At 53.8% G+C, this 15,390-nt stretch carries 17 protein-coding genes; 3 read left to right on the top strand and 14 right to left on the bottom strand.

Features of this window, described 5'->3' with window-relative positions; all coding sequences use genetic code 11:
• Nucleotides 1-83: 83 nt before the first annotated feature.
• The 3 genes from AC6ESO_RS25680 to AC6ESO_RS25670 all read right to left on the bottom strand — a co-directional run bounded on the left by AC6ESO_RS25680 (nucleotide 84) and on the right by AC6ESO_RS25670 (nucleotide 1,490).
• Nucleotides 84-716 carry a M24 family metallopeptidase gene (locus AC6ESO_RS25680; RefSeq protein WP_497093897.1) on the bottom strand — a complete coding sequence of 211 codons (633 nt, stop codon included), beginning with the start codon at nucleotides 714-716 and terminating at the stop codon, nucleotides 84-86.
• Between the two features lie 12 nt (nucleotides 717-728).
• A complete protein-coding gene (locus AC6ESO_RS25675) occupies nucleotides 729-1,013 on the bottom strand; it encodes a hypothetical protein (RefSeq protein WP_497093872.1) in 285 nt (94 codons plus the stop codon).
• Nucleotides 1,014-1,112: 99 nt separating this feature from the next.
• Nucleotides 1,113-1,490, bottom strand: a complete 378-nt coding sequence (locus AC6ESO_RS25670; RefSeq protein ID WP_497093871.1) for a hypothetical protein — start codon at nucleotides 1,488-1,490, stop codon at nucleotides 1,113-1,115.
• Between the two features lie 108 nt (nucleotides 1,491-1,598).
• On the opposite strand from AC6ESO_RS25670, the gene AC6ESO_RS25665 reads away from it, so the two are divergent.
• Nucleotides 1,599-3,209, top strand: a complete 1,611-nt coding sequence (locus tag AC6ESO_RS25665; RefSeq protein WP_497093896.1) for an alpha-amylase family protein — start codon at nucleotides 1,599-1,601, stop codon at nucleotides 3,207-3,209.
• Between the two features lie 136 nt (nucleotides 3,210-3,345).
• Nucleotides 3,346-3,708: a hypothetical protein gene (locus AC6ESO_RS25660; protein ID WP_497093870.1), complete on the top strand. Its 363-nt coding sequence runs from the start codon at nucleotides 3,346-3,348 to the stop codon at nucleotides 3,706-3,708.
• Between the two features lie 62 nt (nucleotides 3,709-3,770).
• Here the strand turns inward: AC6ESO_RS25660 and AC6ESO_RS25655 are convergent, their stop codons facing one another.
• Both AC6ESO_RS25655 and glcD read right to left on the bottom strand, forming a co-directional pair.
• Complete coding sequence (locus AC6ESO_RS25655) at nucleotides 3,771-5,288, bottom strand: (Fe-S)-binding protein (protein ID WP_497093869.1); 1,518 nt, start codon at nucleotides 5,286-5,288, stop codon at nucleotides 3,771-3,773.
• Nucleotides 5,281-6,696, bottom strand: a complete 1,416-nt coding sequence (gene glcD, locus AC6ESO_RS25650) for a glycolate oxidase subunit GlcD (RefSeq protein WP_497093868.1) — start codon at nucleotides 6,694-6,696, stop codon at nucleotides 5,281-5,283. Before glcD ends, AC6ESO_RS25655 begins: the two co-directional genes overlap by 8 nt.
• Nucleotides 6,697-6,838: 142 nt before the next feature.
• Here glcD and AC6ESO_RS25645 point away from each other — a divergent pair, with 142 nt between their 5' ends.
• Nucleotides 6,839-7,564: a FadR/GntR family transcriptional regulator gene (locus AC6ESO_RS25645; protein ID WP_497093867.1), complete on the top strand. Its 726-nt coding sequence runs from the start codon at nucleotides 6,839-6,841 to the stop codon at nucleotides 7,562-7,564.
• Between the two features lie 70 nt (nucleotides 7,565-7,634).
• Here AC6ESO_RS25645 and AC6ESO_RS25640 read toward each other — a convergent pair whose 3' ends face one another.
• The 9 genes from AC6ESO_RS25640 to AC6ESO_RS25600 form a co-directional block, all read right to left on the bottom strand.
• The gene (locus AC6ESO_RS25640; RefSeq protein ID WP_494822089.1) at nucleotides 7,635-8,189 is read right to left on the bottom strand and encodes a D-lyxose/D-mannose family sugar isomerase; all 555 of its coding nucleotides are present in this window, start codon (nucleotides 8,187-8,189) and stop codon (nucleotides 7,635-7,637) included.
• A 33-nt stretch (nucleotides 8,190-8,222) separates the two neighbouring features.
• A complete protein-coding gene (locus AC6ESO_RS25635; RefSeq protein WP_497093866.1) occupies nucleotides 8,223-9,473 on the bottom strand; it encodes a carbohydrate kinase family protein in 1,251 nt (416 codons plus the stop codon).
• A 2-nt stretch (nucleotides 9,474-9,475) separates the two neighbouring features.
• Nucleotides 9,476-10,636, bottom strand: a complete 1,161-nt coding sequence (locus AC6ESO_RS25630; protein ID WP_497093865.1) for a Gfo/Idh/MocA family protein — start codon at nucleotides 10,634-10,636, stop codon at nucleotides 9,476-9,478.
• A gap of 1 nt (nucleotide 10,637) precedes the next feature.
• Nucleotides 10,638-11,486 carry a class I fructose-bisphosphate aldolase gene (locus AC6ESO_RS25625; RefSeq protein WP_497093864.1) on the bottom strand — a complete coding sequence of 283 codons (849 nt, stop codon included), beginning with the start codon at nucleotides 11,484-11,486 and terminating at the stop codon, nucleotides 10,638-10,640.
• A gap of 121 nt (nucleotides 11,487-11,607) precedes the next feature.
• The gene (locus tag AC6ESO_RS25620) at nucleotides 11,608-12,363 is read right to left on the bottom strand and encodes a DeoR/GlpR family DNA-binding transcription regulator (protein ID WP_497093863.1); all 756 of its coding nucleotides are present in this window, start codon (nucleotides 12,361-12,363) and stop codon (nucleotides 11,608-11,610) included.
• Nucleotides 12,364-12,389: 26 nt separating this feature from the next.
• The gene (locus AC6ESO_RS25615) at nucleotides 12,390-13,430 is read right to left on the bottom strand and encodes an aldose 1-epimerase family protein (protein WP_497093862.1); all 1,041 of its coding nucleotides are present in this window, start codon (nucleotides 13,428-13,430) and stop codon (nucleotides 12,390-12,392) included.
• A gap of 154 nt (nucleotides 13,431-13,584) precedes the next feature.
• Nucleotides 13,585-14,049, bottom strand: coding sequence for a DUF420 domain-containing protein (locus tag AC6ESO_RS25610; protein ID WP_497093861.1), 465 nt, complete (start codon nucleotides 14,047-14,049; stop codon nucleotides 13,585-13,587).
• Nucleotides 14,050-14,088: 39 nt separating this feature from the next.
• On the bottom strand, nucleotides 14,089-14,988 hold the full coding sequence (gene ctaG / locus AC6ESO_RS25605; protein ID WP_497093860.1) for a cytochrome c oxidase assembly factor CtaG: 900 nt from the start codon (nucleotides 14,986-14,988) through the stop codon (nucleotides 14,089-14,091).
• Between the two features lie 85 nt (nucleotides 14,989-15,073).
• Nucleotides 15,074-15,388 carry a cytochrome C oxidase subunit IV family protein gene (locus tag AC6ESO_RS25600; protein WP_494822055.1) on the bottom strand — a complete coding sequence of 105 codons (315 nt, stop codon included), beginning with the start codon at nucleotides 15,386-15,388 and terminating at the stop codon, nucleotides 15,074-15,076.
• Nucleotides 15,389-15,390 lie beyond the last annotated feature (2 nt).

Here is a 15,390-nt window from a genome sequence, read left to right as displayed (position 1 = left end):
TGATGCTGCAAATTCTCATCGAGCTCGCTCCGCCATCCCTTTATACGTGTTTCCTTCCGCAATGGTAGCATGAATTGCCATCCTCATAAACAAACGAGCCGACTCTCTTGAAAATAATAAATATCTTCTCTCTTAAATCCATACTTGCCATTCTTCAAGCTAATATGCGGCTCAAAGGTAAATAGCGACGCCTCGCTGAGCATCGTTGTGTTTCCCAGCTCGAAATATAGTCGATCGTCCCTATGAAACTCAATTGTATGACCGATATTACCGGCAAAATCGAGATTTACATAGCCATGGTGTTGTATAAATTTATTGATGTACAAATAAATGTGCTCAAACGTCATCTCCGGTTTGGCATAGTCCATAAACGCTGCATGGAGCGTTTTCCCCATTTGAACACCGTCCGCAAAATCAGAGCCAGAGCTTTGCAGCGCTTGTTCCCCTGCCGCCTCGCCATTACAAACAACGAACGTTCGAGCATGATCGCCCCAATAGGTACGAAGTTCCGGGCTGAGATCGACAGTTACAATGCCATCGCGACCAACAGCTTGCTCAGACGGCTCGTAGCTTCTCCCAGACTCGGAGATCAGCGTTCGCTTACCGACATGAACAAAGGCCCCAATCCCATAATACCAGAAAGAGTCAATTCCCTTATTGCGCATGAAACTTTCGGCTCTGTGAACGATGTCACGCTCTGTTACTCCTTCACGAATAAAGGTTGTAAGTCATTTATCGTTTCTCTCGCAATCGATTGGACTAGGCGGTAATTGGCCAAATGCTCCATGTGCACGCTGCCCCACTTTCTTCCTGTGCTTATATAAACCAGTAATGCCAACGACCAGTATGCTCACGGAAGAAATGAGCCGAAGGATAAATGCTCTTAGAACGGCGGCATCATCCGGCCCATTGCCGACGGGACCAACCCGTGGCCTGTACGCATCCCAATAGGCCAATATGGCCAAACAAATCATAATAGACGCCGCGACAATGACGAACACGTATCGCTTCAACAGGCTTCTCTCCTCACTGCTGGTCAGGTTACTCCATTATAAAAAACCAGTTCCGTTCTTGTAAACAATTGGAAACAAAAAAAACACCTTACCAGAGCATCATACCTGCTCTCGCTTGGTGCCGGGTTTCTCGTTCGCTTGATTTACGATACGGATAATCTCTTCCTGCTCTTTCATTTTTGCAGCAATATCATAGTAGATGTCGCTGAGCTGCGGCGGCGGAGACTCCTCATCCTTATAAACACCCGGGAAGCTCCCCAACCGCTCCTGCTTAGAGCTGCGAAGGGGTGGAAGCCTAGCGATCTCACGTTTCAAGATAAAGCGAAGCAGCAGTGCAGATACAAGCATCGTAGTTCCCGACTTCCAAGAGTCCGTAAATCCCAGCACCAAAATTGCGAATAGAATCGCCGGATAAATAAACAGCAGCGTAAAAAGCAGGATTAGAAGTTTTGTCAGGAATGATTTGAAAACCTCCATACGTACCACCCCTGCCCCAGTTGTTACTTATGTGTATGCCGCGAGGGGTTATCCATATTAAAATAGAACTATAAAACGAGTATACAAGGAGGCATTACTTTGACAGCAATGATTTTGTCAGGTGAACCGAGCGCTATCTTCATCCGAACGGAGGACAGTTGGCAAACACTTGCCCGCGCCGGAGCGGATAGATGGGAAGCGGCGGGGCTGGCACTTACGATGAAACGCAGAGGGAATGTCATCTCGCTTGAGCTGGAAGCGCCAATTCTGCCCGTGCGCACAATCAAACTGCGCTGGAATGAAGCGCCGGCAGGAAATCTGCTCCTTCTCGGCGATCACTGGGAGCGCGGTTACGGAGACTTGGAATGGCGAGGTATCGTGCCGGAGCGCGTAATGCCTTGGTATTTTCTAGCTCACGATGGGCTGCGCACAGCAGGCTACGGTGTGAAGACAGGCGCGAATTCGCTCTGCTACTGGCAGCTGGATTCAGATGGCATAACGTTCACCGCTGATGTTACGAGCGGCAGCGGCGGCGTCTGTCTTGGTGCGCGTACACTTGCGGTTGCCGATCTCATTTATGATCCGGGCACGCTTGGCGAAACGCCTTTCGCAGCTGCAAGGCGATTCTGCGCCCTGATGTGTGACAAGCCTTTAATGCCGAAGCAGCCCGTATATGGCGGCAATAACTGGTACTATGCCTACGGGGAAAGCTCTCACAGGGAGATTTTAGAGGATTCGCGGTTTATTTCTTCGTTATCTTCGAATACGCTCAATCGTCCATATATGGTCATTGACGATGGCTGGCAGTCAGCCAAAGACGACGGCGGTACCTGCAATGGCGGACCGTGGATAGGGAACAGCAAGTTCCCTGACATGGAACGGCTCGCCGGTGAAATGAAAGAGATCGGCGTGAAGCCCGGCCTCTGGTTCCGTCCGCTCCTGACGACAGAGCAGGTACCTGCAGAGTGGATTCGTTACAAGGAAGCAACCACCGGCAGCAGTGTGCTCGATCCTAGCATTCCGGGCGTACTGTCCCATATCCGCGAATCGGTAGAACGAATGGTCGGCTACGGATTCGATATGCTGAAGCATGATTTTACGACGTACGATCTGCTCGGTCAGTGGGGTTTTACGATGAAATCGAAGCCTCATGCACTGCCTTATACGTTCCATGATCGTTCCAAGACGACCGCCGAAATTACGCTCGAGCTGTACCGGACAATTGCCAAAGCTTCCGGGCAGGCGGACATTATTGGCTGCAACACCTTCAGCCATCTTTCCGCAGGACTGTTCGAGATTCAGCGGACCGGCGATGATACAAGCGGACGCTGGTGGGAGCGGACACGTTACATGGGCGTGAATACGATGGCTTTTCGCATGGCGCAGCATGGCACCTTCTATAGCCACGATGCGGATTGCCTGGGCTTAACGAAGGACGTGCCATGGGCGTACAACCGGGAATGGCTGCGCCTGCTTGCGGGCAGCGGCACTCCGCTGTTCGTCTCGGCCGATCCGGCCATCGTTTCGAAGGAGCAGGAGCTCGCATTGCGCGCCGCTTTTGAACTGGCAGCTCAGCCGCTGCCGGTTGGCGAGCCGCTGGATTGGCTGCGCACGACATGTCCAAGCCGATGGGTGCTGGGCGGTGAAGAGACTTCGTTCCAATGGAACGAGGTTTCCGCAGAGCTGCTGGATGAGAAGGATAACGGCTGGTGGATATAGCCGCAATTAAAAACGCAAGCCCCTGATCCTGATCAGGGGCTTGTTCTCTATTAGTTAGCCAGCTATCTATAACCAAACTTGTCTCACTACCATATAGTAACTAGTAATAGTCGCATCATATAAAGGAGGACGAGTTATGCCCATCTATGATTCCGGTCCGATTTGGAACGGCCAAGTTCCGCAGATCACAAGCCTTGCGATTTGTGTCTTCACGACCGACCGACAGCCTGCCGCCGCAGCCATCGAAGTCTATCAAATCGTGCCGTCCGGCACCGGATCCGGTGAGAAAATCCCCTATGTCATGAAGCTGGTATCGCTTAATCCGATCGGAGAGCCCAACTCCAGCTATACGCTGGAGAATGTATATGCCGGTGTCAATGTCTTCGGCGTTCGAATTGAGACAAGCGGAATTGGGGGCAGTAACGTTGCTTTTACCGTTGGCGTCACTTGGGACCATGTTCACGTCGAGGATTACTTCCTCATTGGCAGATGCGAGTGACCGTTTTGCTGCATGAAAAAACAGTCCGTGGGTCGACATCCCCGGACTGTTTCTTTATGTGACTATTCCGACTTACATATCCGCTCATGCAGAAAATCAACCAGATGCACGGCTTCCATCTTGCCGCTCATGCCATGCTTCTCGATGCCAAGCTTCATCTGCAGCAAACAACCGGGGTTGCTTGTGAGCAAGTAATGGGCATCTGTTCGTTTCACATGGTCCATCTTATGGTCGAGAATGTGGCCGGCCATCTCCGGCTGCGTCAAGTTATAGATGCCCGCCGAGCCGCAGCAGCGATCCGCCTCGTTAAGCTCGATGAACTCCGCATTCGCCACGCTGCGCATCAGCTTGCGCGGCGCTTCGGAGGAGCGCATCGCGTTGCGCAGATGGCAGGAATCCTGGTACGTGATGCGGACCTTGTCCGTGGAGGCGAAGCTAACGCCGCCTCCGCAGGAGCCGCCGCATCCGGCGGCGGCGGTTTCGGCCGCTGCCGCGCTGGCGGTGCCGGCCGAGCCCGAGCCCGGCTTCGCTCTGCCACCGCCGCAGCTCGGTGCAGCGGCAGCCTTGCTCGCCGCCACGGCCAGCGTCGCCGCGTCCTGCAAGCGGCCGTGCTCCACGAGCAGCTTGCTCACATCAAGCGTGCGCTTCGCAAACCAAGCCGCGCCTTCCGCCCACTGCGGATCGTCGTGCAGCAGGTGGTCGTATTCCACCAGCAGCGCGCCGCAGCCGCCGGCATTGGAAGCAATCCAATCGACGCCTGCGGATTGGAATGCCTTGATATTGCGTTTGGCCAGCTCCTTCGCTCCTGCTTGCTCGCCGCTGTGCGCATGCAGCGCGCCGCAGCAATTTTGCGTCTCCGGAATGACGACGTCGAAGCCCGCTTCATTCAGTAATTCAACCGTGTGCTTATTCGTTTCCGTGAACAGCACATCCATAATGCAGCCCCGGAACAAGCCGACCGTTCCCACACGCTCGCCTTTCGCCGGATGGTGGGAGCCGATCTGCTCAACCACGCCGCGATACGAAGCGTCCGGCAAGATGCTCTCCATCTGTCCCATATGAGCCGGAAACAGCTTCATGAGGCCAACGCCGCGGACGAGCTTGCGCAATCCGGACTGCTGATAGATTTGCAGCGCTCCCCCGAGCAGCCGCATCCGTTTCTGATGGGGAAACATGCCATCGAATGCGGTCTTCCGTGCCAGCTTTACCCACCACCGGTGGCTAGTCGTATGCTGCTCGATGGAATCGCGCGCCTGCTCCAGCAGCTGTCCGTATTTCACGTCCGCAGGACATGCCGGCTCGCAAGCACGGCAGCCCAAACAGTGATTCATCTGCGTCTCGAATGCATAATCCGGATTCATAATGCCGTCCGCCACTGCCTTCATCAACGCAATCCGTCCACGCGGCGATTCCGCTTCAATGCCCGTTTCGCGGAAGGTTGGGCACGCCGGCAAACAGAAGCCGCAGCGCATGCAATTGGTAAGTTGATCATAGTCGAGCGTGCTCTTCAGCGTTGTCGCGAGCTCGCTGCACTTGCCGCCTTCCTTGGATTCAAGCAGGGAGACAAGGGAGTTAGCCATGGCCGAGCACCACCCTTTTGCGCGTTGATTTGGCGAACATTTTGCCCGGATTCAAGATGTTGTTCGGGTCGAAAGCCGTCTTGATCGCCCGCATAACTTCCATGCCGGCCGCGCCTACCTTCCACTCCAAGTAAGGTGCTTTCACAAGGCCAACGCCATGCTCACCCGTAATCGTGCCGCCAAGCGCGATTGCGGCCTCGAAGATTTCCTCGAAAGCCAGCTCCACGCGATGAATTTCATCCTGATCGCGCGCGTCCGTCGTAGCTGTCGGATGCAAATTGCCGTCCCCGGCATGGCCGAACGTACAGATCGTCACGTTATGCCGCTCCGCAATCTCGTTGATCGCGAGCACCATCTCGGCGATCTTCGAGCGCGGCACCGTCGCATCCTCGAGAATCGTCGTCGGCCGCAGTCTCGCCAGCGCCGTAAACGCGCTTCGCCGCGCGGTCAGCAGCTTCAGCGCCTCCGCCTCGTTCTCCGCAATGGAGACGCGCTCCGCATTTTCGCTGCGGCAAATATCCGCGATCCGCGCGATGTCCCGCTCCACCATCTCCGGATCGCCATCCTGCTCGATGAGCAGGATCGCATCCATATCCAGCGGAAGCCCCAGCTTCGCGAAATCATCCACGACGCGAATCGTCGGATTATCCAGAAACTCCAGCGTCGCCGGAATAATGCGGTTCTCGATAATCTTCGAAACGGTCCGAGCCGCGCCATACAAATCCTTATACATCGCCAGCATCGTTTTCTTCGTCTTCGGCGGAGGAATCAGCTTCAGCGTAGCTTCCGTAATCACGGCAAGCGTTCCTTCCGAGCCGACCAGCAGCTTCGTCAGATCGTAACCGGCAACGTCTTTCATCAGCTTGCCGCCGGTGCGCAGGATCTCTCCGTTTGCCAGCACAGCTTCAAGGCCGATGACGTAATCCTTCGTCGTTCCGTATTTCAGGCCGCGAAGCCCGCCCGAGCACTCGGCAATATTGCCGCCGATCGTCGAAATCGCCATGCTGCTCGGGTCCGGCGGGTAGAACAGGCCAAGCTGCTCCACATGCGTAATAAACTGCTTCGTATTTAAGCCGGGCTGGACGGTAGCTGTGAGATTTTCGAGATCGACCTCCAGAATGCGATTCATCCGGTGCATCACCATGACGATTCCGCCTTGAACCGGTACGGTTCCGCCGCATAGATTCGTGCCGGAGCCGCGGCTGACAACCGGGATGCGGTGCTCCTGAAGCAGCTTCAATATGGCTGATACCTGCGCCGTATTCTCGGGATAAATGACGCCATCCGGCAGCGATTGCAGCATTGGCGTTCCGTCGTAGGAATGCGTAATTAACGATTCCGGATCGTCTTTGAACCACTGCTCGCCAACGATAGCGCGCAGCTTGATTTTGACCGTGTCATGAAGCATATAAGAGTTCCCCCTCAGCGAAATAGATCAGGTCGTCTGATGACTTTGCTTTGAAAAAAGTATATCATAAGATGGAGAAATGGAACATCGATAATTAGCCGTCATTATGACGATGCCACCCGCTCAGGAGGATTCTCCCTATATGAATATGAATGAACGTCCGCTCAAGAGTAATGAATGGGTGTCTCGCGAGCTTTATAATCGGATTACATCCGGCGCTATTCTTCCCGGCGACAAGCTTCCGTCCGTTGTTGACCTCGCCGCCGAATACGGCGTCGGTCGCTCTACCATTCGCGAAGCGCTAAGCGCGCTCAAAGCGAAAGGGCTGCTCGATATTCGTCAAGGCGGCGGTACCTTCGTCAAATCGCCTGATCCCGGACAGCTCGAGGACAACTCACCTGCCGCCCTCAAGGAAGACTGGCTGGATCGCGCCGATTCCCTGCTTCAACTGCTGGAGGTGCGCAAAGTGCTCGAAACCGGCTGCGCCGCACTAGCCGCTAAACACCGCAGCGCTGACGATCTTGCTGCCCTGCACGAGACGCTGCAGCAGATGGAGCAGCGGCTGCCGGATGAAGCCTTCAGCGAGCAGGCCGACGTCCGCTTGCATGAGCAAATCGCGGCCGCGACCCATAACCCGATGCTCATCGAGCTCATGAAGTCACTCTCGATGCGGCTGCATGAGAGCATGCGCGATACGCGTTCCCTCTGGTTCTATGCCGAACGTCAGTCCGCGCGCAGGCTGCTCGAAGAGCATAGCGCCCTCGTTGATGCGATCGAACAGCAGGATGAAGCACTCGCCTCCTCGCGCATGGAGATTCATCTCGCCAAAGTCGAGCAGGTGCTGCGCGACAAAACCGGTATCCTCTAGCAAGCAGGGCAGCGGTCAACAACAAAACCGGTACCCCATAGCGGAGATACCGGTTTTCGCTCTGCACACCCTATAGATCTTCTTCAATAACAGGAATACGCAGCACATTCGGATCGGTGAAAATATCACATTCATCGCGGCTCGTGCTGGAAAACTCCGACACGATCGCGCCTTCGCTGCCCGCCTGGAACCAATGCTTCGTGCCAGGGGAGATGGTATATTGCTCGCCCGGATTCAGCTCAATCTCATGGAACACCGTGTAATACGGCTCGCTGCCTGCCGGAACTTTCGCTTGTATTGCGGCAGCTGGCTCTCCTTCGACATAGAGCCACACTTTGCCGAAACGGCAGCGGAACGTTTCCAGCTTGCCGGGATCCGCACCAACCGGTGGATGCAGATGCTCAGGACAGGTTTGGCCGGCGAACAAGACAAGCTCCTTCGCGCAATAGCGATCATTGTTAATATACGTAATGAGTTCGAGTCCTTGCGTTTCCAAATCCTCTAGTCCGAACGTTGCGACCTCTATGTTGTCACGTTCCTCCGCTGTCAGCACAATACCGACTTGACCAAACAATTCCGCCGTCCGCTGCTGCGCGGCCCGCACTTCGCTTCTCTTCACACTCATCCGCCTCCTTATGATTCAGCCATTCGCTTTCGTTCACCGTTGCTCCCTTGGACCATACCAAACGCCTTCTGCAGTTTGTCCCTCCGCCTCCGCAGTCACCGTTGCGCTTGCACTACTCCAGCCCGGCAATGCCAGCGTCACTGCTTTTCTTTGCCAACCTGCCGCCATGCGCTGCTGTACGGTTTCCCATGCCGGTACGCCGCTCGTCGCATCCGCATGCTCCACGTTGCTGGCACCAACCGCAACCGCGCCATTCAAGACCGCTTCAGGGCTCAACCCCTTCAGCAATCCGGCTATGAATCCCGCAATCGTGCAATCCCCCGCACCGGTTGTCCCCGCTACTTCGACCTCGAAGCATGGCACAAGCAGCTCGCGGTCCAGCCATGCATCTACATCCGTTGGTGCGCCAGCCCCCACTGCCGCCAGCTTCTCGCGATTGTCCGTTGTCCGCAGATAGAGACCGTGCTCGCCCAGCTTCAGCACAACTACGCTGACACCAAGGTCCAGCAGCTCTTGCGACAGTTCCCGTAGTAGCGGACCATCTGCAAAAGGCAGCAAATCATTCGTATCATGAACGGATAACAGCCAATCATATTCTTCACGCCTAAGCATATACAGAATCTCCTCGAAGCTGGGCAGGAACACATCAACGTTCGGCAGCGCTTTCACAAATACGCTTCGCCAGTCCACCAATCCTGCAGGCGACTCCGGATCCGGTTTCGCCAAGTCCAGCGATACCGTGAGCCCTGCTTCCTTCACGCGCGACAACAGCTTCGCCAGCTCCGTTCCGCCATCCTCGTACATGTTCCGCATGAGCGGCGGGTAGCCAAAATGAAACAAACGCGCGCCTCGCAGCGCTTCGATAGGTAAATCATCGGCTGAATACGTATCGTTCGCCCCCGTGCAATGGAGGAAGATCCGGTCGATATTCGGGGGACTGATAACGAGCGAGTAGGAAGTGTGCTCACCCGCGGCGACAATCATCCCATCTGCAAGCTCTTTCCCGTACCCGCGCAGCACATCCATAATGGCTCCGCCGAACAAATCATCGCCGATCTTCCCCATCAGCTTGGTTCCTAAACCAAGCCGGTGCAGCGCAAGTCCCGTGTTTGACACGGCTCCGCCCGTTGAAATCACGGCAGCGCCAATATCGACCAGCTTGCCCGGAACGAGTATCGCCCCCATCCCGTCCTTCTTCGCCTGCATAGCAGGGATAACATCCAAACAAATATGTCCTGCCACTACGACCTCGACGACATTCGTGTTTGCGCGTGCTGCGCTCAAGGTTAATCCCTCCAGTCGATCGTTACGGTTTCTCCGGTGCGCTGCGATTCCAGTGCCGCCGTAAACAAGAGGTGGCTGCCGCGCGCCTCTTCCGGGGTTGCGCAGTAAAATGGCTGCTTCATCCCAGCTTTGCCGCTGACAAGTTCATCGCAGAAGGCCGCCCACATTTGCAAAATCGAATCCGAAAACCCAAACTCGAAAATCCCGCCCGTAATCGTCCCATACGCCGACTTATACGGAACATCCACCGTATGCCAAGCCTGCTGCTTGCCCGGTGAATAAGGGAGCGATGCTACCTGCTTCGGATTTTTCGTGCTGAATTCCGCGGACATCTCTGTTCCTTGGATACGAATGAACCATGTATTTGCGTGCCCCGGCGCAATGCGCTTCGTAGACAGCACCATCGGGAATTCTTGATCAGCCGTCTCAACGTCGCAGGCTAAGATGGCATTATCCCAGGTTTCGCAAGGGACTTTATCGCCTTTGCCATCCGGGCGTTCGGAAACAATTTTGCTCAGCAAAGCGCGAACGCTCCTCGGCTGCCAACCGAATCGCATCGGCAGGTGCAGCACGTGCATCCCCAGATCGCCCATACATCCATACTCGCCATTGGTCGCAATGCGGCGTTTCCAATTGATCGGCTTCGTTGGATCGAGGTCACTCGAATGCCAGAAGCCTGCCTCCACTTCAATGATTCGGCCGAATTTGCCTTCATTCACCCACTGGATGATTTGATGTGCCCCGGGATAGAAAGGGAACTCCGATGAACAGCGGACAATCACCTCGGGATGTGCCACCAGCGCGGCATTAATGCGTGAATTCGCTTCTTTGTCGATACCGAAAGGCTTCTCCCCAAGCAAATGTTTGCCCGCGGCAATAATATCCACATAGATCTGCGCATGCAAATTATGCGGAACCGCGCAGTATACAGCTTCCACATCAGGATCGGACAGTAGATTCTTGTAGTCGGAGTACACGCGCTCTACGCTTGGCACTTGGCGCTGAAACCACTCTGCCGCAGCCGGATTCGCATCGCATACCGCAACAATGCGAGGTTCGAATTCGACTCCCTCCAGGTGCAGCCATCTTGCCGCCGCACTTGCGAACTCCTTGCCCATCAACCCACAGCCGATGACGCCGAAACGAACGATCCGTCTGCTCATCCTACTTCGCACCCTCTCCGCCTAGAATGGCTAACGCTTCGGATGCCGTGGCACCGTGATGCACGATGGACATCAGGGCATTGGTCATCCCTGCAGGATTCGGATGCTGGATCACATTGCGTCCGTAAACGATGCCGGATGCACCTTGATTCATGAGCTCCACCGTACGGTTCACGATTTCTTCGTCGCTTGCCCGGCCGCCGCCGCGAACCAGTACAGGAATTCCGGAGGCTACCTCAATAACGCGGTGATATTCCGTTACATCATCGCATGGATCGGCCTTAATGACATCCGCGCCAAGCTCCACGCCTTGGCGGACAAGCGGCATGATTTTGTTAATATCCCCGTCAACCATATAACCGCCTTTCGCCTCATTCGGCAGCATGACCAGCGGTTCTACCATAAGCGGCATCCCATATTTCTCACACTCGCTCTTCAGCAGCGAGATGTTCCGTACGCACTGATGGTGCAGCTCCGGCTGACCCGGCAGCAGCAGCAGGTTCACGCATACCGCAACGGCATCGAGCGCAACTGCCTTCTCAATCGCACGATCAACAAGTTCACTGAACAAGAAGCGCGGCAGCTCAGTACCATAGATATTCGCCGCATCCGTACGCAGTACAAGACCGGGCTTCTTCTTGCCCGGAACGGCCTGCAGCCACTTCGCTTGCCCGATGCTAAGCTGAATGCAGTCCGGATTCGCCTGCACGATCGTTTCAATGGCCTGCTTCATATTCTCAATGCCCGAAAGGAAGGAAAACTCGTTGAAAAAGCCGTGATCTACCGCTACATCAAAACACTTTCCTTGCTCGCTAAACATCCGATTGAGACGTGGTGCTGCCGATGCCATATCTACCATTCCCCTCTGTTCTGTTAGAACAAACAATGTTCGTTTATAACATTATTCTATATGAGCTCCTTCCACCTGTCTATCAAAATGTTTAAAACAAACAACTTTACTGCCGTCTAAATTAAGCTTCCAGCAGCTGTACCCCGTTCTCGCTACATGCCTCAATCAGCGATTGCTCCGGAAGCTGATCGCAAATGATGCGATGGATTGCCGACAGCGGAGCGAATGAGAACAGCTCCTTCGCCCCATATTTCGTATGATCGACAACGACATTAACCTCTGTCGCTTGCACGATAGCCATACGTTTGATTTCAGCCTCGTACATATTGGAGTTGCTAAAGCCATGTTTTGCCGTTATCCCTGTAGCGCCGAGAAATACACGGTCAAATGCCATCTTCCCAATAGCCTCCACCGTTCCTGGCCCCACTAATGTTGACGTCGTTTCCAGCGCCATACCGCCTGTGACGACTGTGGTAATCCCGCGTTCTAGCAGCTCCAGTGCGATATTCAGTGCATTTGTCACTACCGTTATGTTCATGCCAGCCTTCAAATGCCGCGCGACATAAAGGGTAGTTGTACCCCCGTCAATAAATATCGAGTCATTCTCACTCACCAGAGCAGCCGCTGCTCTGCCGATTCGATTCTTCTCCTCGGTCATGACGACGGACCGATCCTGCAGCGCCACATCCTTCGATGCCAATATGGCACCGCCGAAAGTCCGCTTCACGTAACCCGCCAGCTCCAGCTTCTCGAGATCACGACGAATCGTCATCTCCGTCACACCAAACGTTTCTTTAAGACCGGCGACCTTCACCTCGCCGCTGCTCTCCAGCATCCCGAGCAGCTGCTGCTGTCTCTCATTCATGCTCATCGACATCTCGTTCACTCCTTTCCGCGCCGCTTTTAGCTTACGGTTAATTCCAATTCATAGACTAGCGATGCCCCAGGCTCCAGCATGATTAAGCTTCCTCGTTGTCGTTCTATCTCCATCCCTTCCACATCACAGTTCGAAGGCTCTATGCCAAGAGCATGTACGCCGGCCCCCGGCATCTTCCACTGCACCAGCTTCGGAAGGGTGTCGGTAGTCCAGCTCAGTTTTACGGCAATTGGTGCATGATGTCCCGATGCAATAGGAAACGCCGGCTGATGGATGGTTACTGCAGCCCTATCACCCGCACGCTCAGCCAGTTCATGATAATACACACGCTCCGCATAGTCCGGATCCGGCGCATGCCAGCTGTCATAGCCCTCTACCGGAACTTCGGCTTCACGCGGCACAACCTTTCCCCCATCCGGAAAATCAATCCGCGACTGCTCCGTGAGCAGCGGATAACCAAAATTCACATGATACAGCATCATATGCGGACAAGGCTTGAAACCCGCATTCTCAACGACGTCACGAATCGTAACCCGATTCTCGCCCAACCTGCACCTGATCTCGCGTCTTAGCCTCAGATGTCCGCCGAACATGGACGTTTCCTCCAGCGTTCCTGCAATTCGCATCTCGTACTCGTCGCCTTCCCACCAGCCTTCGGCAACCACCTGCCTTGCCGCCGTATGATGCGCTCGGCCATGCAAACCATAGGATTGGCCATCTACTTGGCTTGGAGAACCGGCGCTTATGAGTCCGCAGGTCATTAGCAATCCACCTGAAGCGGTACGCAGCCAGCCTAATCCCTGATCATCATAGTGAGAAGGATGTACATCACCGTTCGCCGACTGCCAAGATAACGATCCGCCGCCAAATGAAGCGGATGAGATATCCAGTCCCTTGTCAGGCATAACACCAAACGATAAGCCTGCTCCTGTTCGAACAGACAGCACCGTCGAACCTGCTTCATTGCCTTCTGTCAGCGTAAGTTTGCGAATCCCGCCTATTTGCTCGATTCGTCCAACTCTTGCTTCTATTTCCCTGCGTGTATATCGTCGTCCATGCAGCTGCATCGATTACACTCTCCTGTTCGAATCAAACATCATTTGTTCCTTATTCACATATTCTACTGGTTCACTACCGGTCTGTAAACTTAAGCCTATATGTTCGCAGCACAAAAAAAGCGGTAAATCCCGTGATAGGATTTACCGCCTTGCTTATGGCAGCTTAGCCGCCGAATAGAACATCCAGTACAGGCTTCGTATGACCGCCTGGATACAAGAGATAGAGCAGTACATAAACCGCAATACCGGTAATGGCCGTGAAGAACCAAATGACGGATGTAACCCGTCCCCATTTGCGATGTTTCGCGAAACGGCTCTTGAAGGCTAGCGTCAGCGTAGTCAGTCCGAATACCGCACCTACTGTTGCCAGCACGATGTGGAAGAATAGGAATGTCAGGTAGTAGGGCTTCAGCTCATCGGAGCCGCCCCAGTCTGTATTGCCGACGAAGATCGTACGCGATACATAGATGATAAAGAAGAGCAACGCAGATATAGCGCCTGCAATCATCACTTTCTTGTGAGACTCAAGCTTTCTCTTGATGGCTAAGTTCCATCCAATCGCAACAAGAATCGCGCTAAGTGCGATAAAGGAAGTACTGATCGTAGGTAATATCGTGTAAAGTGACAAGGAGCATCCCGTCCATTCATGAAATATCAAACAAATCTATTAGCTGAGTGCACCGCTGTCCGGCAATTCGTCATCCGAATCAGCATGCTCTTTCTTATACCAATGGAAGAAGACATAGGCCAGAATCGCGCCGTACATGATTTCCTGCACGAGCTTCATGACGATTCCACCGAGCTGTTGATCCTCGGTTTGACCCATTAAATTGAAGAACGTCGGTCCCTTGAAGCTCGCAAGCAAAGCGCTTGGATCCCCGGAAACGCAGTACCCCATCGCTTGTGCCCATACTTCCGGATCGTTGTAGGTGGCATACATCGTATGGCTCGCGAAAATAATAAGAGCACACGCCGGCGTAAGCAGCATACCGCTTGCGAAGATATACGCCATCTTGCGTACGTCCGTCAGTCGGTTCCACTCCGGAATCGGGCAAGTGATTTGCCACCACATCATAAACGAAGTAACAAGTAATACCAAGTAATAGATTCGGTGGATCAGAAAATGCGTCATCACGTAATCATGTACAGCCGGTACATGATAAACCGAGAACAACATGTTAAACACAACGAGTGTGAAGATGGGATTCATCAATGACCGATACTTCGACCAGAACGGTCTCTCGAATACGTAACGCCATATATATCCTGGAATGCCGAGCAGCAGTAGCGGCGGAGCAATTAAATACGATAGTGACATATTCACCATATGGAACGTGAACATGAGATGTCCGAGCAAGTCGAGCGGCCCGCCTTGTGCTAAGTAATACAGCACCATTCCGATCACGAACCATGTTTTCTGCATCGCCGTGACACGAGGTTCATTGGGCGCATGTTTTTCCTTCCAAGGGCCAGCCAAGTAGAAATAGAGAATAACCATTGCTGTCATAAAGAAGAAAAACCACGGGCTCCATAACTCTTCAAAGCTGAAATATTGCAATCCGAGCATAATGGTACCCCTTTCCATTCCAACCTACATTTACAACAAAAGAGGGGGCCAACTAGGACCTCCCTCTCTTCAATTTAGAACCGTATTACCACCAAGCCCAATATTCGGCCATGATGACAATCGTGAATACGACGAACACACCCATTAGAATACCGACAATCGCGAAAACATGACCGCGGTCTTTCATGTGCATCCAGAAGCCCATTTGAATGAAGACTTGCAGAAGCGCCATCAGAACCAGCGTGATGTAGATAAACGAAGTGTTAACCTCGCCTGCAGCTACCATTGCGAATGCAATGACAGTCAGCAGAATCGAGAAGATAAAAGCAATGATATGCTTCTTTGGACCTTCGTGTTTATGGTGTTTCTTCTCTTCGGCAGCAGAATGTTGACCAGCCATTC

This window comes from Paenibacillus rhizoryzae, from assembly GCF_059686995.1.
Note: the sequence above shows the minus strand (reverse complement) of the source record. Positions and strands in the feature narration are given on the sequence as shown.